Origin of the sequence: Micromonospora sp. URMC 106 (assembly GCF_051386395.1) — a bacterium.
Classification (GTDB): Bacteria; Actinomycetota; Actinomycetes; order Mycobacteriales; family Micromonosporaceae; genus Micromonospora.
On sequence record NZ_JBPQTP010000053.1, the window covers coordinates 1 to 22,748 of the forward strand.

General features: G+C 74.2%; 22 protein-coding genes and 1 riboswitch. Of the genes, 18 read left to right on the plus strand and 4 right to left on the minus strand.

Annotation, left to right across the window (positions count from 1 at the left end; translation table 11 throughout):
• The first annotated feature begins 278 nt into the window (after nucleotides 1-278).
• The 15 genes from ACSNOB_RS17675 to ACSNOB_RS17745 all read left to right on the plus strand — a co-directional run bounded on the left by ACSNOB_RS17675 (nucleotide 279) and on the right by ACSNOB_RS17745 (nucleotide 13,468).
• Nucleotides 279-905 carry an ArsR/SmtB family transcription factor gene (locus ACSNOB_RS17675; protein ID WP_436687652.1) on the plus strand — a complete coding sequence of 209 codons (627 nt, stop codon included), beginning with the start codon at nucleotides 279-281 and terminating at the stop codon, nucleotides 903-905.
• A gap of 1 nt (nucleotide 906) precedes the next feature.
• Complete coding sequence (locus tag ACSNOB_RS17680) at nucleotides 907-1,662, plus strand: SRPBCC family protein (protein WP_436687653.1); 756 nt, start codon at nucleotides 907-909, stop codon at nucleotides 1,660-1,662.
• A 324-nt stretch (nucleotides 1,663-1,986) separates the two neighbouring features.
• Entirely contained in the window at nucleotides 1,987-3,561 is a 1,575-nt protein-coding gene (locus ACSNOB_RS17685) for an ABC transporter substrate-binding protein (protein WP_436687654.1), read from the plus strand.
• Nucleotides 3,531-4,562 carry an ABC transporter permease gene (locus tag ACSNOB_RS17690; protein ID WP_436687655.1) on the plus strand — a complete coding sequence of 344 codons (1,032 nt, stop codon included), beginning with the start codon at nucleotides 3,531-3,533 and terminating at the stop codon, nucleotides 4,560-4,562. The genes ACSNOB_RS17685 and ACSNOB_RS17690 overlap by 31 nt, the downstream gene beginning before the upstream one ends.
• Nucleotides 4,555-5,424 carry an ABC transporter permease gene (locus tag ACSNOB_RS17695; protein WP_436687656.1) on the plus strand — a complete coding sequence of 290 codons (870 nt, stop codon included), beginning with the start codon at nucleotides 4,555-4,557 and terminating at the stop codon, nucleotides 5,422-5,424. The genes ACSNOB_RS17690 and ACSNOB_RS17695 overlap by 8 nt, the downstream gene beginning before the upstream one ends.
• Nucleotides 5,421-6,440, plus strand: a complete 1,020-nt coding sequence (locus ACSNOB_RS17700) for an ABC transporter ATP-binding protein (protein WP_436687657.1) — start codon at nucleotides 5,421-5,423, stop codon at nucleotides 6,438-6,440. Before ACSNOB_RS17695 ends, ACSNOB_RS17700 begins: the two co-directional genes overlap by 4 nt.
• Nucleotides 6,437-7,150, plus strand: a complete 714-nt coding sequence (locus ACSNOB_RS17705) for an ABC transporter ATP-binding protein (protein ID WP_436687658.1) — start codon at nucleotides 6,437-6,439, stop codon at nucleotides 7,148-7,150. Before ACSNOB_RS17700 ends, ACSNOB_RS17705 begins: the two co-directional genes overlap by 4 nt.
• A gap of 183 nt (nucleotides 7,151-7,333) precedes the next feature.
• Nucleotides 7,334-7,515, plus strand: a riboswitch (cobalamin riboswitch).
• A 29-nt stretch (nucleotides 7,516-7,544) separates the two neighbouring features.
• The gene (locus tag ACSNOB_RS17710) at nucleotides 7,545-8,558 is read left to right on the plus strand and encodes an ABC transporter substrate-binding protein (protein WP_436687659.1); all 1,014 of its coding nucleotides are present in this window, start codon (nucleotides 7,545-7,547) and stop codon (nucleotides 8,556-8,558) included.
• A gap of 5 nt (nucleotides 8,559-8,563) precedes the next feature.
• Nucleotides 8,564-9,634 (plus strand): FecCD family ABC transporter permease, encoded by a 1,071-nt coding sequence (locus tag ACSNOB_RS17715; RefSeq protein ID WP_436687660.1) that lies wholly within the window; start codon nucleotides 8,564-8,566, stop codon nucleotides 9,632-9,634.
• Entirely contained in the window at nucleotides 9,634-10,401 is a 768-nt protein-coding gene (locus ACSNOB_RS17720) for an ABC transporter ATP-binding protein (protein WP_436687661.1), read from the plus strand. The genes ACSNOB_RS17715 and ACSNOB_RS17720 overlap by 1 nt, the downstream gene beginning before the upstream one ends.
• A 44-nt stretch (nucleotides 10,402-10,445) precedes the next feature.
• Complete coding sequence (locus ACSNOB_RS17725) at nucleotides 10,446-10,811, plus strand: hypothetical protein (RefSeq protein WP_436687662.1); 366 nt, start codon at nucleotides 10,446-10,448, stop codon at nucleotides 10,809-10,811.
• A 359-nt stretch (nucleotides 10,812-11,170) separates the two neighbouring features.
• Nucleotides 11,171-11,515, plus strand: coding sequence for a PadR family transcriptional regulator (locus ACSNOB_RS17730; protein ID WP_436687663.1), 345 nt, complete (start codon nucleotides 11,171-11,173; stop codon nucleotides 11,513-11,515).
• Nucleotides 11,512-11,898 (plus strand): DUF1048 domain-containing protein, encoded by a 387-nt coding sequence (locus ACSNOB_RS17735; RefSeq protein ID WP_436687664.1) that lies wholly within the window; start codon nucleotides 11,512-11,514, stop codon nucleotides 11,896-11,898. The genes ACSNOB_RS17730 and ACSNOB_RS17735 overlap by 4 nt, the downstream gene beginning before the upstream one ends.
• Entirely contained in the window at nucleotides 11,895-12,707 is an 813-nt protein-coding gene (locus tag ACSNOB_RS17740) for an ABC transporter ATP-binding protein (protein ID WP_436687665.1), read from the plus strand. The genes ACSNOB_RS17735 and ACSNOB_RS17740 overlap by 4 nt, the downstream gene beginning before the upstream one ends.
• Nucleotides 12,704-13,468 (plus strand): ABC transporter permease, encoded by a 765-nt coding sequence (locus ACSNOB_RS17745; protein ID WP_436687666.1) that lies wholly within the window; start codon nucleotides 12,704-12,706, stop codon nucleotides 13,466-13,468. The genes ACSNOB_RS17740 and ACSNOB_RS17745 overlap by 4 nt, the downstream gene beginning before the upstream one ends.
• Nucleotides 13,469-13,570: 102 nt before the next feature.
• Here the strand turns inward: ACSNOB_RS17745 and ACSNOB_RS17750 are convergent, their stop codons facing one another.
• From ACSNOB_RS17750 to ACSNOB_RS17765, 4 genes are all read right to left on the minus strand, one after another.
• Nucleotides 13,571-14,257, minus strand: coding sequence for a response regulator (locus ACSNOB_RS17750; protein WP_436687667.1), 687 nt, complete (start codon nucleotides 14,255-14,257; stop codon nucleotides 13,571-13,573).
• Complete coding sequence (locus ACSNOB_RS17755; RefSeq protein WP_436687668.1) at nucleotides 14,250-16,235, minus strand: GAF domain-containing sensor histidine kinase; 1,986 nt, start codon at nucleotides 16,233-16,235, stop codon at nucleotides 14,250-14,252. Before ACSNOB_RS17755 ends, ACSNOB_RS17750 begins: the two co-directional genes overlap by 8 nt.
• A 319-nt stretch (nucleotides 16,236-16,554) precedes the next feature.
• Entirely contained in the window at nucleotides 16,555-17,211 is a 657-nt protein-coding gene (locus tag ACSNOB_RS17760; RefSeq protein WP_436687669.1) for a hypothetical protein, read from the minus strand.
• 63 nt (nucleotides 17,212-17,274) lie between these two features.
• Nucleotides 17,275-18,555, minus strand: a complete 1,281-nt coding sequence (locus ACSNOB_RS17765; protein ID WP_436687670.1) for an alpha/beta hydrolase — start codon at nucleotides 18,553-18,555, stop codon at nucleotides 17,275-17,277.
• 147 nt (nucleotides 18,556-18,702) lie between these two features.
• On the opposite strand from ACSNOB_RS17765, the gene ACSNOB_RS17770 reads away from it, so the two are divergent.
• From ACSNOB_RS17770 to ACSNOB_RS17780, 3 genes are all read left to right on the plus strand, one after another.
• A complete protein-coding gene (locus tag ACSNOB_RS17770; protein WP_436687671.1) occupies nucleotides 18,703-20,223 on the plus strand; it encodes a serine hydrolase domain-containing protein in 1,521 nt (506 codons plus the stop codon).
• Nucleotides 20,224-20,341: 118 nt separating this feature from the next.
• Entirely contained in the window at nucleotides 20,342-21,943 is a 1,602-nt protein-coding gene (locus ACSNOB_RS17775) for a sensor histidine kinase (RefSeq protein WP_436687672.1), read from the plus strand.
• Nucleotides 21,944-22,060: 117 nt separating this feature from the next.
• Nucleotides 22,061-22,717 carry a response regulator gene (locus tag ACSNOB_RS17780; RefSeq protein ID WP_436687673.1) on the plus strand — a complete coding sequence of 219 codons (657 nt, stop codon included), beginning with the start codon at nucleotides 22,061-22,063 and terminating at the stop codon, nucleotides 22,715-22,717.
• The last annotated feature ends 31 nt before the right edge of the window (nucleotides 22,718-22,748 follow it).

Here is a 22,748-nt window from a genome sequence, read left to right on the forward strand (position 1 = left end):
CACCACCGCCCCGCCCGCGCCGGTCGCCCCGGCCCCGACCAGTGCGCCGCCGGAGCCCGAGCCCTCCACGGCCGGCCTCTGCCTGGACATCCTGCGGCTGCCCCTGGTGGAGCGGCTCCTCTGCCCATCGACCGGTCCCTGACGCGCGGCTGCCCGCCCGACCGGCCGCGGGCTCCCGCACGCGACTTCCCTTGCGCCGAGAGTTCCCGAGACGCGACCTCCGTGCCGACAAATAATCCTGTCTTGACAGAGAGAATTGTCGGTGGGAGAGTCGTGTCATGTTCGACATCGCAGTGATCGAGGACCCGGCGGCCGCCGAGGCGTCGCTGGACCCCACCCGGGCCCGGCTGCTCGCCGCCCTCGCCGAGCCCGCCTCGGCGACCATGCTCGCCGCCCGCGTCGGCCTGCCCCGACAGAAGGTCAACTACCACCTGCGGGCACTCGAACAACACGGCCTCATCGAACTGGTCGAAGAACGCCGCAAGGGCAACGTCACCGAACGCGTCATGCGCGCCACCGCCGCCTCCTACGTCATCTCACCGCTCGCCCTCGCCGCCGTGCGACCCGACCCCTCCCACACCCCCGACCGGCTTTCCGCGCGGTGGCTGCTCGCCCTCGCCGCCCGCCTCGTCCAGGACGTCGGCTCCCTCATCACCGGCGCCGACCGCGCCAACAAGCGCCTCGCCACCTTCGCCGTCGACGCCACCGTCCGCTTCGCCACCGCCCGCGACCGCGCCGCCTTCGCCGACGAACTCGCCACCACCATCACCGCCCTCGTCGCGAAGTACCACGACGAGCACACCCCCGGCGGCCGCGAGCACCGCGTCGTGCTCGCACTGCACCCCAGCGCCGAGCCCGCCCCGACGACCTCACCCGACACCGACACTCCGACCGAAGGACGCTGAGATGGGACACCGCTTCGAGCTGCACAAGGACGTCGAGCTGGCCGCCACCCCCGAGCAGGTCTGGGAGGCCATCGCCACCGGCCCGGGCATCGACTCCTGGTTCATGGGCCGCAGCGAGGTCGAGCCCGGTGAGGGCGGGCGGACCCGCCTGACCATGGCGGGCCACGTCGAGGAGGCGACGATCACCGCGTGGGAACCCGGGAAGCGGTTCGCGGACCGCACCGAGCCGGGGCCGGACGGCACCTTCATGGCCATGGAATACCTCATCGAGGGTCGTGACCAGGGCAGCACTGTGCTGCGGCTCGTCCAGAGCGGCGTCCTCGGGGACAACTGGGAGACCGAGTACGAGGCGATGAAGGTCGGCTGGGACATGTACCTGGGGACGTTGGCCGCCTACCTCGCGCACTTCCCCGGCCGGACCGCCACCCCGGTCTCGGCGTTCCGTCCCGGCGTCGGCGGCCCCGACAAGGTGTGGGCGGCGGTGACCGGAGCCCTCGGCATCGCCGGCCCAATCGCCGAGGGCCAGCAGGTCCGGCTCGCCGTCGACGGCCTGCCGCCGATCGAGGGTGTCGTCGACCTCGCCGGCCTCCCGACGTACGTCGGTGTCCGCACCTCCGACGCGCTCTACCGGTTCCTCTACTCGGGGGCCGAGCGTGGCGACGCGCTGGTCCTCGGCCACCACGTCTTCGCCGACCAGGATCCGGCCCGGGCCGAGCGGGCCTGGCAGGACTGGGTGACGGCGCTGCCCATCGGCTGACCCGCCCGCGACGCCCGCCCGGCGACCCGGCGGACGACCGGCGGCGGCCCTCCACAAGAACGCGGGAGGGTCGCCGCCGGCCGCCCCGGGTCGCTTCTTGCATATGTCTGGCAATTGCGCAATGCTGGCATCAGCGGCGGAAGATCATGACCGCGTGGCGGGAGCCGTTCCCGCCACGCGGAGCCGATCCCGTCCGCCGCCGGCCACGCCGCACGCCACCGGCTGCGGTCCCGGCCGACCCACCTCACGACCCCCGGCCCGGCGGGCGCCGGGCGGTCGTGCGACGAACAGACCCGGGAGCATGTGATGGGTACGCCTCTGTCCGTGCGTGTGACGGCGATGGCCGTCGGCGCCGTCCTGGCCGTGGCCGGCTGCACGTCCCCGACCACCACGTCGGCGGGCACGGGGGCCGCCGGCACCCTCGTGGTGGCGACGGCGGGGGAGCCGGAGACGCTGAACCCGGTGCTCAACTACGGGGTCGACGGCGGCTCGCTGATCTTCGACGGGCTGGTCGGACGCGACGCGCGCAACCAGTTGGTGCCGGCGCTGGCGCGGGAGCTGCCGGCCGTGTCGGCGGACGGGAGGACCGTCACCGTGAAGCTGCGCGACGGGGTGCTCTTCCACGACGGCAGCCCGCTGAGCGCCCAGGACGTGGTCTTCACCTACCAGGCGGTGCTGGACCCGAAGGTCGACTCGACGCTCCGCTCCGACCTGGACATGCTCGCCTCGGTCACCGCGCCGGACCCGTCGACGGTGGTGTTCACCCTGAGGTACGCCTACGCGCCGTTCCTCCAGCGGCTGACGCTGGGCATCGTGCCGGCGAAGGCCCTGGCCGGCCAGGACGTCAACAAGGCCGAGTTCAACCGCAGGCCGGTGGGCACCGGCCCGTACCGGGTGACGTCGTGGACCCCGGGTGACCGGCTCGTGCTCGCGGCCAACGAGAAGTACTGGGGTGGCCGGCCCGCCAACTCCGGCGTGGTGGTGGCGTTCGTCGCCGACGACAACGTGCGCGCGCAGCGGATGCGGGCGGGGGAGTTCGACGCGGCGGAGTTGGCGCCCAAGCTCGCCGCCGGCTTCGACGGGCTGGCCGGCTACCGCGTGCAGCGGGTGCCCACCGCCGACTACCGGGGCGTGATGCTGCCGATGGGCAACCCGGTCACCGGCGACCCGGCGGTGCGGCGGGCGCTCAACGCCGCGGTGGACCGGGCCGCGATGGTCACCGGCCTGCTCGGCGGCGCCGGCGAGCCGGCGTTCGGGCCGGTCCCGCCGTCGTCGGAGTTCGCCGAGCCGTCGATCGCCGGCAAGCCCACCGCCGACCAGGCCGCCGCGACCGCCGCCCTCGACGCCGCCGGCTGGAAGCCCGGCCCCGACGGCATCCGCGCGAAGGACGGCCGGCCGGCCGCGTTCGCGCTGATGTACCCGGCCACCGACAGCCTGCGCAAGGAACTCGCCCTCGCGGTGACCGCCGACGCGAAGAAGGTCGGCATCAAGGTCACCCCGGAGGGGCTGACCTGGGACGCGATCACCCCCCGGATGAAGAGCGACGCCGTGGTCATGGGCTACGGCACGCCGTACGACCCGGACTTCGTCTCCTACAAGCTCTTCGGCTCCGCCTTCGCCGGCCAGGGCTTCTTCAACCCCGGCAGCTACCGCTCCGCCGTCGTGGACAAGGCGTTGCAGGACGGTCGTGACAAGGCCGACCCGGCCGCCCGCAGGGCCGCCTACGCCACCTTCCAGAAGCAGTTGGCCGCCGACCTGCCGTGGGTGTTCCTCACCTACCTCCAGCACACGTACGTCGTGCGGGACGGCGTCGCCGGCGTGACCCCGCGGGTGGAGCCGCACGAGCACGACGTGGCCAACAGCCTCTGGTGGAACATCCACACCTGGACCAGGCAGTGACCGCGCCCGCCGGCCGCCGCCGACGGCTGGCGGGGGCCGGGACGGTGGTCCGCCGCCGGCTGCTGGTGGCCGTGCCCATCCTCGCCGCCACCAGCGTCGGCATGTTCGCCCTCGGCGCGGCCTCGCCGATCGACCCCGCCCACCAGTACGCGGGCGCGGCGGCCTTTACCACCAGCGAGGAGAACCTGGCGCAGATCCGCGCCAACTGGGGGGTCGACGACCCGCTGCCGGTGCAGTACCTGCGCTGGGTGGGCAACCTGCTCCGCGGCGACCTGGGCTGGTCGACCAGCCGGCACGAGCCGGTCACCTCCGTGCTGGCCGCCCGCGCCGGCTGGACCCTGCTGCTCGTCGGCGCCGCCCTCGCCCTCGTCCTCGTGGCGAGCCTGCTGCTGGGCACCCTGGCCGCGTACCGGCGTGGCGGCTGGTTCGACCGGGCGCTGCGCGCCGGCGCGTACGCGGTGCAGTCGATGCCGGTGTTCTGGCTGGGGCTGGCCGCGATCGCCCTGTTCGCCCTGACCCTGGGCTGGCTGCCGGCCGGCGGGCTGACCGAAGTCACCGCCACCACCACCGACCCGGCCGACGTGGCCCGGCACCTCGTCCTGCCGGTGGCGGTGCTGGCGGTCGCCCAGGCGCCGTGGTTCGTCCTGTTCATCCGCGACGCCGTCGCCGAGAGCCTCCGCGACGACCACGTCCTCGCCGCCCGGGCCCGGGGCCTGCCCGGCCGGACCGTCCTGTTCGGCCACGCCCTGCGTACCGCGCTGCTGCCGTTCCTCACCCTCGTCGGCACCCACCTGCCGGAGCTGATCGGGGGCGCCGTCCTGGTGGAGACCGTGTTCTCCCTGCCCGGCCTCGGCGCGGTGACGGTGCAGGCCGCGTTGGGCAGCGACTTCCCGCTGCTGGCCGCGACCACCCTGGCCACCACCGTCGTGGTGCTGGCCGCGAACCTGGCCACCGACCTCGCCTACGCCGCCGCCGATCCCCGGGTACGCCTCGATGACTGACCTCGCCCTGCCCGCCCGCGTCCGGCGGCCGAGGCGGCGTACCGGCCGGGCCGGTGTCGCCGTCGCGTCCGCCGTGCTCGTCGGCGCGGTCGCCGCCTGCCTGCTCGCCCCCGCCCTCTGGCCGCTCGACGAGAGCGCGGTCGACCTGGCCCGTACCCGGCTCGCCCCGTCGCCCGCGCACCCCGCCGGCACCGACGACCTGGGCCGCGACGTGGCCCACCGCAGCCTCTACGGCCTGCGGGTCTCCCTGCTCGTCGGCGCGGTCGCCGCGCTGGTGGCCACCGTGATCGGCGGCCTCGTCGGGGCGGTGGCCGGCACCCTCGGCGGCCGGGTCGACCGGGCGCTGATGCGGGTGGTCGACACGATCGCGGCGCTGCCGCACCTGCTGCTGGGCATCTTCATCGTCGCGATGCTGCGCCCGAGCCTGGGCGCGGTGATCCTGTCGATCGGGCTGACGCACTGGCTCTCCACCGCCCGCATCGTCAGGTCGGAGCTGCTCAGCCTCCGCACCCGGCCGTTCGTCGACGCCGCGATCTCCGGCGGCGCCGGCCGCGCCCGGGTGATCACGCGGCACCTGCTCCCGCACGTGCTGCCCCGGCTGGCCCTGGCGACCACGCTGATGGTGCCGCACGCCGTCTGGCACGAGACCGCCCTGTCCTTCCTCGGCCTCGGCCTGCCCCCGCACCTGGCCTCGATCGGCAACATGATCAGCGACGGGCAGCGGTCCCTGCTCACCGGCGCCTGGTGGGCCAGCCTCGTGCCCGGCCTGCTGCTCGTCGTCGTCACGCTCGCCCTGGCCACCCTCACCGGCCGGTGGCGCGACCGCCTCGACCCGCGCGTACGAGCGGAGCTGAACCTGTGACCACCACCCGCGAGCACCTCGCCGCCGCGACCGCCGGCGCCACGTCCGGCCCGCGCCCGGCCCTGCTGGACGTCGACGGGCTGACCGTCCGCTTCCACCTCCGCGACGCCGTGGTGCAGGCCGTCACCGACCTGCGCCTGACCGTCCACCCCGGCGAACTCCTGGCGGTGGTGGGGGAGTCCGGCTGCGGCAAGTCGGTGCTCGCCCACGCCCTGCTCGGCCTGCTCCCCGGCAACGCCACCGTCACGGGCCACGCCCGGCTGCGCCCGCCCGGCGGGGAGCAGGTCGACCTGATCGGCTGCACCGAGCGCCACCTCGCCCGCGCCGTACGCGGCCGCGCCGTCGGGCTGGTGCCGCAGAGCCCCGCCACCGCGCTGACTCCCGTACGCACCGGCCGGCGGCTGCTGGAGGAGACCCTGCGCGCCCACGGGCACGCCCGGCGCGACGCGCCCGCGGTCGCCGACCGGCTCGCCGCCGACGTCGGCCTCGACCCCGCCGACCTCGACCGCTACTCCCACGAGCTGTCCGGCGGCATGGCGCAGCGCCTGGCCACCGCCCTCGCCCTCGCCCCCGACCCGCCGCTGCTGCTCGCCGACGAACCCACCACCGGTCTCGACCGGCCCCTGGTCGACCACACCCTCGACCTGCTGCGCCGCCGCTGCGACGCCGGCGCCGCCGTCCTGCTCATCACCCACGACCTGGCCGCCGCCCGCCGGGTCGCCGACACCGTCGCCGTGATGTACGCCAGCCGGATCGTCGAGCGGCGACCCACCGGGGCGCTGTTCGATACGCCCGCGCACCCCTACACCGCGGGCCTGCTCGACGCCCTGCCCGAGCGGGCGTTCCGCCCCGTGCCCGGCCACCCGCCCATGCTCACCGACCTGGCCGCCGGCTGCGCCTTCGCCCCACGCTGCGACCGGGCCACCGACGCCTGCGGCACACCGCCCGCCCCGGGGTCGGACGACGCCGGCCACGTCGCCTGCCACCACCCGCTGCCCGTCGGAGCGCCGGCATGACCGCGGCCACGACCGGCGGCCGGAGCGCCGGACCGGCCACGACCGGCACGGGGCTCGCCGCCCACCAGGTCACCGTCGCGTACGGCCGGCAGCGCGTCCTCGACCGCGTCGACCTGCACGTCGCCCCCGGCGAGACGGTCGGGCTGCACGGGCCCTCGGGCAGCGGCAAGTCCACCCTGGCTCGGGTCCTCGCCCTGCTGCACGCCCCCGACGCCGGGCACGTCACCCTCGACGGCCACCGGGTCGCCGGCGTCCGCCACCGGCTGCCGGCCGCCGTCCGCACCCGGGTCGCGATCCTGTTCCAGAGCCCCCGCGCCGCCACCGACCCGCGACTCAGCCTCGCCGACGTCGTCGCGGAACCGCTGCGTGCCACCGGCGTACCGGCGGAGCGGGCCCGGGCCCGGGCGGTGGAGCTGGCGGATCTCGTCGGCCTCACCCCGGACCTGCTCGCCCGCCGCCCGCACGCGGTCAGCGACGGGCAGTTGCAACGGGCCTGCCTGGCCCGGGCGCTCGTGCACCGGCCGGCCTACCTGCTCTGCGACGAGGCCACCGCCATGCTCGACGCCTCCACCCAGGCCCACCTGGCCGCCGTCATCACCGACTACCAGCGAGAGCACGGCGCCGGCGTCCTGCTCATCACGCACGACCCGGCCCTGATGGCCCGCTGGGCGACCCGGGTGGTCGACCTCCCGCCCCCGCCGGGAGCCTGAACGCCGCCCGCCGTTCCGGCCATTCCGTCGCACGCCGCCCGGCCAGTTCGACGCACGGACGCGCCACCGCACGTCGGCGCCGGGCGGCACCCACCAGGCGCCGCGTGGCCGCGACCGTCCACAGTGCTGGCGCGGCCCACACCTATGGCATCTGTCACCCGTGACGTCCGGGCCGGGCGCGGGCTAGGGTGACGCTGCCGTGGTGTTTCGGGAAGCCGGTGGAAGACCGGTGCGGCCCTCGCCACTGTGATCGGGAAGTCCGCGGCCCTCGTCGTCAGAGGTCACTGGGCGTTGCACGCCTGGGAAGGCCGGCCACGGACGCACCTCCCGTCAGCCAGGAGACCGGCCACGGCACTGCGATGACCCGTCCACGAGGTGCTGGAAGGCGGTCCCGATGCGCGTGCGCGCTCTGCGGTCCACCCTGTCCCGGCGCGTTGCCGCGCCCCTGTCCGTCCTGCTCGTCCTGATCGGCGGCTGCGCCGCGGACGACCCCGCCACGAACTCCCCCTCGTCGGCCGCGTCGGTCACCCTGACCAACTGCGGTACGCCGCTCGGCGTCGTCGGACCACCCCGGCGAGCGGTGACCCTGAACCAGCCCGCCACCGAGATCATGCTGGCGCTCGGGCTGGCCGACCGCCTGGCCGGCACGGCGTACCTCGACGACGCGATCCTGCCCGAGCACGCCGCCGCGTACGCCTCGGTGCCGGTGCTGTCCGAGGAGTATCCGGGGAAGGAGACCCTGCTGGAGGCGGCACCGGACTTCGTCTACGCGTCGTTCCACAGCGCCTTCGGCGACGAGGGTGTCGGTGACCGTGCGGCGCTGGCGGCGCTCGGCATCGGCACCTACCTCTCACCCGCCGGGTGTCCGGGGCAGCACCGGCCGGGGAGACTGACGGTCGAGGACGTGTTCGCCGAGATCCGCGACATCGCCGCCGTCTTCGGGGTCCCCGAGCGGGCCGAGAAGCTCGTCGCCGACCATCGGGCCCGGATCGCCGCCGCTGCCGCGAGCCTCGGCGGCGCGCGGGACGTCTCCCTCCTCTGGTGGGACGCCCGCACCGACGCGCCGAGCGTGGGCGCCTGCTGCGGCGGTCCCAACATGATCATGTCGGCGGTCGGGGTCGGCAACGCGTTCGGCGACCTCACCGGTGCCTGGGCCGACACCAGCTGGGAGAGCGTCATCGCCCGCAACCCCGACGCGATCGTGCTGGTCGACGCCACCTGGGACCCGGCCGCCGCGAAGAAGGCGTTCCTGGCCCGGCACGCCACTCTCCGGGACCTGCCCGCGGTGGCGGGGCAACGGTTCGTCGTCGTCCCGTTCTCGTCCACCACCGCCGGGGTGCGGGCGGTGCTGGGCATCGAGGCGCTCGCCGCGGGAGTGGCGCGGCTCCCCGCCGGCGCGGGCCGCTGACCGCCGTGGCCCGCCGCACCGCCGCGGCTGCCGCCGGCGCCGTCGTCTCCCGGCGTGCCCGCCCGGCCGGGACGGTCGCGCTGCTGGTCACGCTGTTGGTGGGCCTGGTCGTGTCGATCGGCACGGCCGTCACCGTCGGGCCGGCCGACATTCCTGTCTCGACGGTCTGGGCGGTCGTGGCCGACCGCCTGGGCCTGGCCGACGTCGACGTGCCGCTGCTGCGCGAACACGTCGTCTGGCGGCTGCGCCTGCCCCGGGTGCTCGGCGCCGCCGTCGTCGGGGCCGGGCTGGCGGCCGCCGGGGCGGTGATGCAGACCGTCACCCGTAACCCGTTGGCCGACCCGTACCTGCTCGGGGTTTCCTCCGGAGCGTCGCTCGGCGCGGTCGCGGTGCTGGTGCTCGGCGTCGGCGGTGGGGTCGCCGCGCTCACCGGTGGTGCCTTCGCCGGGGCGCTGGCCGCGTTCGCCGTCGTGGCGGGGGTGGCCGGCCGGCGGGCCGCGCTGGCACCCGCCAGGGTGGTGCTGGCCGGGGTCGCGGTCGCGCAGCTGTGCGGGGCGGCGACGTCGTTCGTCATCATCTGGGTCGCGGACCCGCACGCCACCCAGAGCATCACCTTCTGGCTCTCCGGATCCCTGGCCCGCGTCGACTGGACCGCCCTGGCCTGGGCCGGGCCGGTCCTGGTCGCCGTGCTCACCCTCGTGGCGGCACACGCCCGCGCGCTCAACGCCTTCGCCTTCGGCGAGGACGCGGCGTCGACCCTCGGCGTGTCCGTCACCCGGGTCCGCTGGCTGCTGCTGGTCGGCGCCGCGCTGCTCACCGCGGTGCTGGTCGCCGTCAGCGGCGCGGTGGGTTTCGTCGGGCTGATCCTGCCGCACGCCGCCCGGTTCCTCACCGGCCCGGACCACCGGCGCCTGCTGCCCGCCGTCGTCCTCGCCGGCGCGATCTTCCTGGTCTGGGTGGACACCGCCGCGCGGACCCTGTTCGCGCCCCGGGAACTGCCAGTCGGCGTGCTGACCGCGCTGCTCGGGGTGCCCGCCTTCGTGTGGCTGCTGCACCGCCGGAAGGGACGCGACTGATGCTCACCGTCACCGGAGTGTCCTGGACCGTCGCGGCCCGGCCGATCCTCGACGACGTCACCTGCGCGGTGCCGACGGGCAGCCTCGTCGGGCTGCTCGGCCCCAACGGCTGCGGCAAGACCACGCTGCTGCGGATCGTCGCCCGGCTCGTCGCGCCGGACAGCGGCCGCGTCACCGTCGGCGGCGACGACGTCGCCACCCTGCCCCGCTCCGCGCTGGCCCGTCGCGCCGCGCTGCTCGCCCAGCACGCCGACACCGACGTGGACCTCACCGTCGGGGAGGTGGTGCTGCTCGGCCGCACCCCGCACCGCCGCTCGCGGTGGTCGGACAGCGCCGCCGACCGCGCCGCCGCCGCCGACGCGCTGGCCCGGGTGGACCTCGACGGGTACGCCGACCGCCGCTGGCACACCCTCTCCGGCGGCGAACGGCAGCGGGTCCAACTGGCTCGCGCGCTCGCCCAGCAACCGCTCCTGCTGCTGCTCGACGAGCCCACCAACCACCTCGACATCGGTCACCAGTTGCACCTGCTGCACCTGGTCCGCCGGTCCGGGGTCACCACGCTGGCCGCGCTGCACGACCTCAACCTCGCCGCCATGTTCTGCGACACGGTGGTCGTCCTGGCCGCCGGGCGGGTCGTCGCCGCCGGCCCGCCCGCCGAGGTCCTCACCCCGCGGCTGCTCGCCGACGTGTACGACGTCCACGCCGACGTCGCGACGCACCCGACGACCGGGCGGCCCACCATCACCTACCACCCGCCCGCGTCGTGACCGAGCACGTGCCGTCGTCGCGACCGGGAACGAAGGAGTCCGCCATGACCGCCGCGCCGGGCTGCCTGGTCACCGTGTGCCGGGACTGCTGCTGCGGCAGCGCTCGCAAGCACCCCGCCGTCGACCACGACGCGCAACTGCGGCGACTGCGCGCCGCGCTGCCGGCGCCCCACCGGGTACGGGTCAGCGCGTGCCTCGACCTCTGCGCGCAGTCCAACCTGGTCGTCGTCCACCCCGCGTCGGCGGCGCGGCGTGCCGGTGCGCGGCCGGTCTGGTTCGGCCTGGTCCTGCACGACTCGGTGCTCGACGACATCGCCGCCTGGGTGCGCGCCGGCGGGCCGGGCGTCGCGCCGATGCCCGCCGCCCTGGAGTTGTCGGTGGTCACCCCGACGCTCCAGGCGGGCGGGTGAGGCGGCCGGGCCGAGCGCCGTTCGCGGCGGACCTGGCCCGCAGCGGGGTGGGCGCGGTTCCCCGGCCCAGCCCCAACGCCGTGTAGTCAGGCGGCATGGTGCGCCGGCCTGGGCCGCCGGGCTCGAGGAACAGCTCGTGGATGAGGGTTCACGCGCCCGGACCGTCCGACGGATCGTTCCGGCGCTGTTGATCACCTCGTCCACCCCGCGGTCGTAGCCCGACCGGACCAGCAGGGTGTGGGCTCCGGCGCCGAGTGATTCGTTCTGAGATCCCTCGGTATTCAGCGTTGCTATCTACCGGTACCTAGTGTTACCGTCTACTGGTAGTCAGCGTTGCTTAGTAGTGAGGGGGCGATGGCATGGGCAACCAGATGACGGAGATGCTGAAGGGGACTCTCGAAGGCATCGTCCTGGCGATTCTGGCCCGCAGATCCGCATACGGCTACGAGATCACCGCGTGGCTGCGCGACCGCGGATTCTCGGACATCGCGGAAGGCACCATCTACGCGCTGCTCGTCCGCGTCGAGCAACGCGGGTTCGTGGACGTGGAGAAGGTTCCCTCCGAGAAGGGGCCCCCGCGGAAGGTGTATTCGCTCAACGCGAAGGGGCGAGACCAACTCGCCGAGTTCTGGAGGACGTGGAGCGTCCTCGCGGAACGCATCGAGCAACTTCACCACAACGACAACCAGGACGAAGGAGCATGAGGGTGGCCGCGAAGTGGATCGAGATGCTCGTCGGGTCGTTTGAGCAGAAGAAGCAGTACAAGCACCACATGGCCCGCATGGAGGCCCTGCCGGAGCCCCACCGCAGCGCGGCCAAGGCTCTTCAGCGGTACTTCATGTACCAGGGAGGGATCCTCGACGGCGACACGCTCATCACGATGCTCGGCGACTTCGTCGACCTCTGGGAGCGTGCGGTCGCCGATGGAACGCCGGTCCGCGCGATCGTGGGCGGCGACCCGGTCGAGTTCGCCGAGACGTTTCTGCTGGCGTACTCCGGCAAGCAGTGGATAGACAAGGAACGCGAGCGCCTCCGGAAGGCGATCGACGCCGCCGCCGGCGACGACGGCGAGGAGACGAGCGCATGACCACCGGGACGCGCGAACCCGCGATCAGGGTGCGGGCCATCACGAAGTCCTACAAGGACCTGCACGTGCTGCGGGGCGTCGACTTCGACGTGGCAGCCGGGAGCATCTTCGCTCTGCTCGGCTCGAACGGCGCCGGAAAGACCACGCTGGTGCGGATCCTGTCGACGTTGCTGAAGGCGAACACCGGCACCGCGACCGTCCACGGCTTCGACGTCTCCTCGGCCCCGGGCGAGGTACGCAAGTCGATCAGCCTGACCGGGCAGTTCGCCGCAGTCGACGGAGTGCTCACCGGCCGGGAGAATCTGGTCCTGGTCGCGAAGCTCCGCCACCTGAAGAACCCGGGTGCGATCGCCGACGACATGCTCGCCCGTTTCTCGCTCACCGATGCCGGCAATCGCCGGGCGGCGACGTACTCGGGCGGCATGCGCCGGCGGCTGGACATCGCGATGAGCCTTGTCGGCAACCCGCCGGTCGTATTCCTCGACGAGCCGACCACCGGCCTCGACCCGCAGGCCCGCATCGAGGTCTGGCAGACGGTGAAGCAGCTCGCCAAGGATGGCACGACCATCCTGCTGACCACGCAGTACCTCGACGAGGCCGAGCAACTCGCCGACCGGATCGCGATCCTGCACAAGGGCACGATCATCCAGAACGGCACTCTCGCCGAGCTGAAGCAGCTCCTCCCGTCCGCCAAGGTCGAGTACGTCGAGAAGCAGCCGACCCTCGAGGACGTCTTCCTCGCCCTCGTCGGCGACACCAGTGACACCGCCGACAAGGCAGCCGTGTCCGCAGGAGAGGAATCCCGATGACCGCCCACGTCCTCAGCGACACCGGAACCCTCACCGGCCGCTCCCTGCGTCACATCCTCCGCAGCCCGGACACCATCATCACCACAGCGGTCACCCCGGTCGCGCTGATGCTGCTCTTCGTGTACGTGCTGGGCGGAGCCATCAACACCGGATCCGACGAGTCGTACATCAACTACATGCTCCCGGGCATCCTGCTCATCACCATCGCCTCCGGCATCGCCTACACGGCGTACCGCCTGTTCCTCGACATGCAGGGCGGCATCTTCGAACGCTTCCAGTCGATGCCGATCCCACGACCCTCCGTGCTCTGGGCGCATGTCCTGACCTCACTCGTCGCCAACCTGGCGTCGCTCGTGATCGTCACCGGCGTCGCGCTGGTCATGGGGTTCCGCACCGGCGCATCCGTAGTCGACTGGCTCGCCGTCGCCGGCATCCTGATCCTGTTCACCCTCGCCCTCACCTGGGTCGCCGTGATAGCGGGCCTCTCCGCCAAGACCGTCGACGGCGCGAGCGCCTTCAGCTACCCGCTGATCTTCCTGCCCTTCATCAGCTCGGCGTTCGTCCCCACCGACTCGATGCCCGGCCCGGTCGCGTGGTTCGCCGACAACCAGCCGGTAACGTCCATCGTGAACACCCTCCGCGCGCTGTTCGCGCAGCAACCCGTCGGCAACGACATCTGGATCGCCCTCGCCTGGTGCGCCGGCCTGCTCGTCGCCGCCTACGCCGCCGCGACAGCGATCTACCGCAAGAAGATCAGCTAGTGCTCCGACCACGATCGTCGGCGGTGCCGGGGTCAGCCTGCGCGAGTGGCGGGGTGGCCCCGGTGCCGTTGCCGTTCGCGGCGAACGTTCGTGGTCGCGGCACTAGCCCTGGAGATCCGCGCCGAGGTACTTCACCACCGCCGCCACCCGTCGATGCGTGTCCGGGGTGTTGTCCAGACCCAGCTTGTGGAAGATCGCGTTGACGTTCTTCTCCACGGCCGACACCGACAGGTGCAGCGAGCGGGCGATGCCCACGTTGGACTTGCCCAACGCCATCTCCCCGAGCACCTCCCGTTCGCGGGGGGTGAGCCCGGCCGGTTCCGCGCGGCGGCGACTGACCCGGCGAGCGATCAGACCGTCGACCACCTTGGGGTCGACCACGGAGCCGCCGGCGATGACCGCCCTGATCGCGGCCACCAGGTCCTCCAGGTTCCCGATTCGGTCCTTCAACAGGTAGGCGAGCCCTTCGGTACCGTGCCGGAACAGTTCGAAGGCGAACAGCGCGTCCCGGTACTGGGACAGCACGACGACCCCGGTCCGGGAGTGCTCGGCTCGTACGCGGTGCGCCGCGTCGATGCCCTCCAGCCCGGCGCGGAGGCCGGCGCCGGGCATGCGGATGTCGGTGACGATCACGTCGGGCTCGAACCGGCGTACCGCGTCCAGGAGTTCGTCGGCGGTGCCGACGGCGGCGACGACGCTGACGTCGCCGGTGGTTTCGAGCAGCTGCCGCACGCCTTCGCGGACGAGGTAGTGGTCGTCGGCGAGGACGGCGCGCACCATCTCACGCATCGCCCGGTATCCAGGCATTCACGTGCGTTCCCTCCCCGGGCGTACTTGTCACCGTCAGGTGCCCTCCGAGCGCCGTGAGCCGGTCCGCGAGCGGTCCGAGCCCGCGCTGCGGTACGGCGAGAGGGTCGAAGCCCCTGCCGTCGTCGGACACCTCCAGCAGCAGCCGGTCGGGGCGCTGCGCCAGGCGTACCTCGACCCGGGAGGCCGCGGCGTGCTTCAACGCGTTGGCGAGGGCCTCACCGATCGTGAAGTATGCCGCGCCCTCGACGTCGTCGGAGAACCGCCGCCCGCGCAGCGCGTCGTCGACCGTGACGGTGACCGTGACGTCGAGCGGCAGGCGGCCGCACAGCTCCTCCACCGCCTCGACCAGCCCACCCTGGGCCAGCGCGGTCGGGTGGATCCCCGCGGCCAACTCCCGCAGGTCTTCGAGCGTGGCGCGCGCCTGCTCCCGGAGGCGCACCATGGCCTCCGGGCGGGGCCCGGCGGCGCGCGCCAGTTCGAGCCCGGCGATCAGCGCGACGAGCTGTTGCTGGACGCCGTCGTGGATGTTGCGCTCGATGCGTCGGCGTTCGGTCTCCTGGGCGTGCACCAGCCGCGCCGCCAGGCGCGCGCTGCGCAGCGCGAGGCCCGCCTGGGCGCCCAGGGCCAGCAGCAGACCGCGGTCCCGTTCGGCGATCCTGCCCTCGACCTTCGGGCCGCACGAGAGGTGGCCGGTGACCCTCCCGTCGCTGGTGATCGGGACGGTCAGGGCCGGGGGACCGGTCACCGCACCGGCTGCCGCCCGCGTGCCGTCGTCCAGTTCGACGGCGACCCAGGTCGTCGCGAGCGCGGACTGGGCGACGTGCACCAGGTGCTGCAGTTGGCTGCTCGACTCGGTCATCGAGTTGAGCGTCGTGCTGGTCTGCGCGAGCAGTTCGGCGGCCGTGGGGCGGACCCCGAAGACGAGCCGCTCGGCCAGCGTCTCCAGCCGGTTGCGCACCGGTTGGAAGACGAGCGTGACGCCGACGGCGAGAGCCACCGCCACCGTCACCGGCAGCCGTTCGCCGGCGGCGACCCCGAGAGCCATCGCCACCCCCGCGTAGACGAGTGCTATCGCGGACCACAGCAGGCCGTACGCCAGGGACTTCTGGACGACGACGCGGATGTCGAAAAGGCGGTACCGCACCAGCGCCACCCCGACGGCGGCTGGCACGGCGCCGAGGACGGACAGCACGGCGAGCCAGCCGAGATACGCCGGCAGGTACGCGCCGTCGATGGCGAGGATGAGTACGAAGCCGGACAGGTTCACCAGCACGCCGGCCGCCATCCAGCGCAGCTGACGCCGCTCCGCCGGTGTCGCCCGGCGCCAGCGGACGAGCAGCCCGCCCAGCGCGCCCGCCGCGATCACGGGCGTCAGGAGCGTGGTCGCCGAGGCCGCGAGCAACGCCGCGTGGCCGGCGGCGCCGGGGAGCCCGAGCGGATTCGGCAACGGCACGTCCTCGTCGAGGTGGCCCGGGACGAGGACGACGGCGACGGCGTGCACGGCGATGCAGGCGCCGCCCGCCCAGGCGAGCGGGCGCCACCGGCGGGACGGTAGCCGGCCGTCCGGGAAGAGCAGTGGAATGAAGATCCAGATCAGGCCGTAGTGCACGCCGAACAGCGAGGCTCCCACGACCGCGAGGCCGAGCCCCTCGGCGTCCGACCCGGTCCGGGCCGCGTACAACAGGTAGCCCACCGCGAGGCCACCGATGCCGAGGCACGTCGCCGAGGCGAGCATCAGCCAGCCGTACGGGTTGCCCGGGCGGCGACTGGCGATGAGCCAGCCGAGGGCGGGCAGCGGCATCGCGGTCAGCACGAAGAGCCACTGCGCCGGCGGGACGGGTACGCCCGTTTCGAGCACGCTGCCGGTCAGCGTGCCCGCGCCCGCCACCAGTGCGAGCGCCGCGGCGAGCGGGCGAGCCCACCTCCTCGCCGGCGCCGTCGACGCCGCGGGCGGCATGGGGTCGCCGGCCGCGGCCGGAACCGGTGGCCGCTTCGCCGGCGCCGCGGGCGGCGTGGGGTCGCCGGCCGCGGCCGGAACCGGTGGCCGCTTCGCCGACGCCTCGGGCGGCGCGGGGTCGCCGGCCGTGGCCGGAACCGGTGGCCGCTTCGCCGGCGCCTCGGGCGGCGCGGGGTCGCCGGCCGTGGCCGGAACCGGTGGCCGCGCAGGTGGTCGCCGGGCCACGTCCGGCGGGACCGGCGCCGACGACCGGTCGGCCGACGCCGGGACACCCCGCCCGTGGACACCGCCGGCGGCCGGGCCGTCTCGTGTCGGCAGGTCAGGCGAGCGACGCATCGACGACACCGCGTGCCTCCGCCGGCCGCACCGCGCGGAATTCGAGCAGGGCGAAGCCCGTGCCGATCGCGACCACCGTCAGCACCCCCTCGGGCCAGTAGATGTGACTGCCGAGCCAGGACACCGACGCGACGAGCAGCAGCACGACGCCCGGCACCGCTGGGCGCCCGTACCGGGAGATGAGGGCGACGGCGGCGCCCACGGCGGCGACCAGGAAGCCCAGCCCGCCGATCAGCCCCACCGCACCACCGATCTCACTCAGCTCGTCGATCTGTCCCTGAACGTCGATCACGCCCTCCGCGCCGATCATCAGCCGGCCGGCGGCGATCCCCGCGATGGCGTCGAGCCCCGTGTAGAAGATGGCGTAGACGTAGCAGCCGACCCGGGCCACCGTCACCGCCCGTCCGGTCGCAGACCGTAGCAGGGTGAGGAGACCGGCCGCCAGCAGCGGGAACACGGGGAGCAGGACGAGGTGCATGGCCGTCCATCGGTGCGCCGTGTCGGGCATCAGGTGATGGGGGTGCAGCAGGCCGGCCAGCGCGAGGAAGGCCGGCGGACCGAGCAGCAGGGCGAGCCGCGTCGTGCGGCGTGGGATGCGGGGCCGTGCCGGGGCGTCCGCCGGCGAGGACAGGTTGCTCATCGCGTCGTCTCTTCTCGTCGTCTCGTGTCCTGGTGGAGGGGTGGGGCCGGGTGCGGGGTCTGACTACCGCCCGGCCGGGTTCGGCGCGAGGCTGGCGTCGAAGAATCCGACGACACGGCGCTCGTACTCCTGCGGGCGTGCGGCCAACCCGCCGATGTGGCCGGCCTCCGGGATCTCCCAGATGTCGCTGGCGCCCCCGGTGGCCCGGTGGTAGCGGGGGTTGAGGTGCTCCCCACCCTGACCGCGGCGGCTCCAGATCAGCAGGGCTCGCGCGTCGCCGAGCCGCGGCAGCAGGCTCGGTAGCGTCGCGGGCGGTAGGCCACCGGAGAAGACCGCGACGCCGAGCGTGATCGTCACCGACATCGGCGCCAGGACCACGTTCTCCAGGTCCGGGTTGGCGAGATCCTCCGCCGCCCATCGCGTCCCGGCGCCCTCGGCGACCACGGCGCGCAGGCCGGTTCCCCGAGCGGCCGTCTGGAGGAGGATCTCGCCGCCGACCGACAGGCCCAGCCCGCCCACGCGTCGCGGATCGACGTCGGGGCGCCGGGCCAGGAAGGCCAGCGCTGCGCGCACGTCGGTCTCCCCCCGCCACCCGAACAGGTTGACGTCTCCCTCGCTGGCGCCCTGGCCTCGCGGGCTCACCAGCAACACCCCGTACCCGTGCCGGCGGAGCATCCGGGCGTGCCGCAGCCCCCCGTCACCGGGTACGACCACCACCGCGGCGCCGTTGTGGCCGGGCGCGTACCAGGCGGCGAGCGACAGCCCGTCCGCCGTCGGCAGCCGCACCGCCTGCCACGGCAGGCCCGGGGCGAACGACGGCGACGCGCCGCGTGGCGCATGGGTGGCGACGAAGGCGACACCGAGCGGCAGGACCACCTGCACCGCGACGAACGCCGCCACCGCGCCCACCAGGAACCGGCGTACGACACGGGACCGGGTCGAGCCGCCGGTGCGGCGTACCCGCCACGCGCCTCGCACCCCGACGGCGACCAGCGCGGCACCGGCGACCGTGGCCGCGATGCCGGTGTAGTCGTCGCCGGAGGGGCCCGCCGACCTGGCGTGGGCCACCGGCACGGCGAGGCCGACGCCGAGGGCGAGCAGCCCGACGGCGGTGCTGACGGCCGCCCGCGTGGGTGCCCGCCACACCGGATGACGGGCGGCGGCCCACAGCAGCGCCGACACCGGCAGGGCGCCGCTGAGGATGTGGTCCGCGGCCGTCGTGCCCGGTTCCGGGTGCAGCATGGCGTCGTCCAACAGGTACACGGCGACCAGCAGGAACATCGTCCTCGCCAGCCGGGTCTCCGTCCGCCCGGCGGGGTCAGCCGGCGGTGATGGCGGTTTCACGAGGGTCGAGCCTGCCAGCGTGGACCGGCCCACGCCCTGTGGTTGTCCGCAGTTCTGCTGCGGTTGCCCACCTGCTGTTCCTCGGTGGTCAGCACCCTTCGCCGCAGGCGGCCGGATGCCTAGTTTCGGTGGCCGGAGGTGCACTGAATGACGACCACGAACACGCATCCACCGCGTCGGCGCAGGCGTACGACGGTGGTAATCGCGGCTGTCGCGGTAGGGCTGCTGCTCGCCACCCTGGCGATGCCCCGCGGCATCCGCCTCGGCGACGAAGGCACCGGTGACGCCGAGCTGGCCCGGACCGTCCGGCAGGCCGCCTGGCCGTCGGCCGGGCATCTCGGCCTCTCCGTCGCGTTGATCGAGAACGGCGCCGTCCGCACGGCCGGGCTCGGCACGACGCGGTTGTCGGGGGGCCGACCGGTCGACGACCGCACCCGGTTCGAGTTCGGCTCGGTCACGAAGGCGATGACGGCCATGCTCCTCGCCGACATGGTGACCAGGAAGGAGGTGAGCCCGCAGACGACGGTCGGGGAGATCTTCCCCGACACCGCGTTCCGCGACCCGGCGGTCGCGGGCACCTCGCTGGAGGAACTCGCCAGCCAACGCTCCGGCATCCCGAGCATCCCTTCCTCGCTCGATGGTCCCGCAACCCTCCTGGCCAGCATGATCGGCAGCAACCCCTACGGCGGCTTCACCCCACGGGACGTCATCGACGACGCGGCCGGCTCGCGGGCCGTCGACAAGGGCCGGGTCGTCTACTCCAACCTCGGGTTCGCCCTCCTCGGCCAGGCCCTCGCCGCCCGGGCCGGGACCAGCTACCAGGACCTGCTGCGACGCCGGATCCTCGAACCGCTGGGCATGCGGGACACCGTCGTGGTGGGCGACCCCGCCGACGTGCCCGCCGACGGCGCCCGCGGCTACATCACCTCGGGACACGAGACCGAGTTCTTCGCCAGCGACGGGTACGTCCCCACGGGCGCCGGCGGCTGGTCCACCAGCGCCGACCTCGGCCGCTTCCTGGCCGCCACGCTCAACGGGACGGCACCCGGCGCGGACGCCACCCGGCCCCGCTGGGACGCCCCCGACGGCAGCAGGATCGGTTACGCCTGGCGGACCACGGACGGCATCACCTGGCACGACGGCAGCACCGCCGGGTTCTCCAGCTTCGTCGGGTTCGACCCCGCGCTCAAGCGCGGCGCCGTGGTCCTCGGCAATACCTCCGCCTCGGTCGTGTACCTCGGGATGCGGCTGCTCGGCAGGGACGCGCCGACCCCGTCCGAGCGGCTCACCGCCGAACTGCCAATGGCAGCGGTCACCCTGCTGTGCCTCGCCGCGGCCGCCCGTACGCTCGAGGTCACCGCCCGCCGCCGGTCGCGGCGGCTGCTCCCCGAGCCGGACCGGCTGAAGGTCGCCTCGATGACGTGGCGCGCGATCGTGCTGCTGAGCCTCGCCTGGACGATCGGCTCCTGGAAGCTGCTCTGGCCACCGCTGTGGGCGCTCGCCGCGGCCCTGTCGGTCGGTGGCGTCGCACTCGGCGTCCTCCGCTGGTCGCGCCTGCCCACCGCCCGGGGCCCCCGCCCGAGGCTGCGCTGGGTCACCAGCACCGCCTCCGTCCTGCTCTGGACGGCGGCCGGCGCCCTCCTCGCCACGGCGTGGCTCGCGCGCTGAACCCTTCCCGCGGCGTCTCGTGCGGCGGTCCGACCGGTCGCCGCCGCCCGAGCCGTCGCGCCCGGGACTTACTTTCGTGCGTAACGGCGCAGGTGGTGGGCTTTGTAACCTGGGCCGCGTGGCAGGTTTGTGGCGCGGCGCGCGGCAGCGGTGGATGCCCCTCATCCGGTCCGGAGGGCCACCCTCCGGCGACCGGGCCGGCAGCTGGGTGGAGGTGCTGTCCGACGTGTCGCTCTGGGCGATCCTGTCGGCGCCGATCGCCTGGGACCTTCTCGCCGCCCCGACCCACCCGTACGCCGGCTGGCGGCTGGCCGGTTCGCTCCTGCTGATGGCGTTCGCGGTGGTGGCCAGCCGGCACCAGCCGCCGATCTCCCTGCTGATCGTCGTGGTGCCGACCACGTTCGACGGCAACTTCGTGTTCGCCATTCCGATCATGAGCTACCTGATGGGTCTGCGGATGCCCCGGGCTCGCCCGGCCGCGTACACGTTCGCCGTGATCGCGACGGCCGGGACCGCGCTGTCGGTCGGCGTACTCGGCTCGGGCGTGACAACCTGGTTCTTCCTCACCACCACCCTGCTCTTCGTCGGGGTGTTTCCCTGGCTGGTCGGGCGCTACCGCCGGCAGCAGCGGGCGCTCGTCCACGCCGGCTGGGAGCACGCCGACCTGCTCGAACGGCAGCAGCGCGCCGCCGCCGAGCGGGTCCGGATGCGCGAGCGTGCCCGCATCGCGCAGGACATGCACGACTCCCTGGGCCACGACCTGGCGCTCATCGCGCTGAAGGCCGGCGGGCTGGAGGTGTCAGCCGATCTCGACGAGCGGCACCGGCGGGCGGTGGGGGAGTTGCGGGCCAGCGTCACCGCCGCCACCGAGCAGCTCGCCCAGATCATCGGCGTGCTCCGGGAGGACGGCGCGCCGGCTCCCACCCGGCCGGCCGCCGAGGGCGTCGCCGACCTGGTGGAACGGGCCCGCGAGGCGGGGATGTCGGTCCGGCTGCGGTGGGACGGGTCCGCCGCGCCGGCGCCGCCGATGGTCGAGCGGGCGGTGTACCGGGTGGTCCAGGAGGCGCTGACCAACGCGACCCGGCACGCGCCGGGCGCCGCGGTGAGCGTCCGGCTGACCCGCTCGGCGGAGCAGACGGTGGTGAGCGTGGTCAACGAGCCGCCGCCGGCCGGGCTGGCACCCGGAGTGGCATCGACGGGGTCCGGCCTGGTCGGCCTCCGCGAGCGGGTACGGCTGGCCGGCGGTGCGCTGAGCGCCGGACCACGGGGCGGCGGGTTCGAGGTCACCGCGCGGCTGCCGCACGCCGCCGGCGCCGCGGCGGTCGACGCCGACGAGGCCGTACGGTTGGTCAGGCCGGCGTCGGCGACCCGGCTGCGCGAGGCGCGGCGGCGGGTGCGGCGCAGCCTCCTGGTCGCCGTGGCCGCCCCGGTGGTGGTCGCCGGCGTGCTGTCGCTGGCCTACTATCCGTTCGCCACGTTCGGCTCGGTCCTCGAACCGGCGGACTTCGACCGGATGCGGATCGGGCAGCACCGCACCGAGCTGCGGAGCCTGCTGCCGGAGCGGCAGGTCGTCGAACGGCCGGACCCGGCCGACTGGCCGCTGCCGCCGGGCGCCTCCTGCGAGTTCTACACCGACGGCAACTTCCCCCTCGGCCAGGCCGCCTACCGGCTCTGCTTCGTCGAGGACCGGCTGCTGACCAAGGACCGGATGTCCGACTGACGGCCGGCCGACGCCCGGCGCCGTGGCGACGACAGGCGCGGCAGCCAGAGGCTCGGCCACGGCCATGTGTTCCGCGCGGGCGACTGCCGCCCGCGCCCGATCTGCTGAGGAGATGGTGTGATCCCCGTCCTGCTGGCCGACGACGAGGCGATGATCCGGGCCGGGGTGCGCGTGATCCTGGCGGCGGACCCCGAGATCGAGGTGGTGGCGGAGGCCGCCGACGGCCGGGCCGCCGTGGATTTGGTCCGGGCGCACCGGCCGCGGGTGGCGTTGCTGGACATCCGGATGCCGAAGCTGGACGGGCTGGCGGCGGCCGTGGAGATCCGCCGGCTCGTGCCCGAGACCGCGGTGCTCATGCTCACCACCTTCGGCGAGGACGACTACGTCGCGCGGGCGCTCGGCGACGGGGCCAGCGGTTTCCTGCTCAAGGCCGGTGATCCGCGGGAGCTGCTGGCCGGGGTGCGCGCGGCGGCCGAGGGCGGCGCGTACCTGTCACCGCGGATCGCCCGGCGGGTGATCGAGATGGGCGGCGCGCGGATGGCCCGTGGCCCGGCCGCCCGCGACCGCACCGCGACGCTCACCGCCCGGGAACGCGAGGTGCTCGCGCTGGTCGGGGCCGGGCTGTCCAACGCGGAGATCGGCCGGCGGCTGTTCCTGGTGGAGGGCACGGTGAAGAGCTACCTGAGCACGATCTTCGCCCGGCTCGGCGTAAGGAACCGGGTGCAGGCCGCGATCGTCGCGTACGACGCCGGGCTGGTGGACGAGGCCGGGTGACGGCGATCCGCGGGGGACCACCGCCACCCGG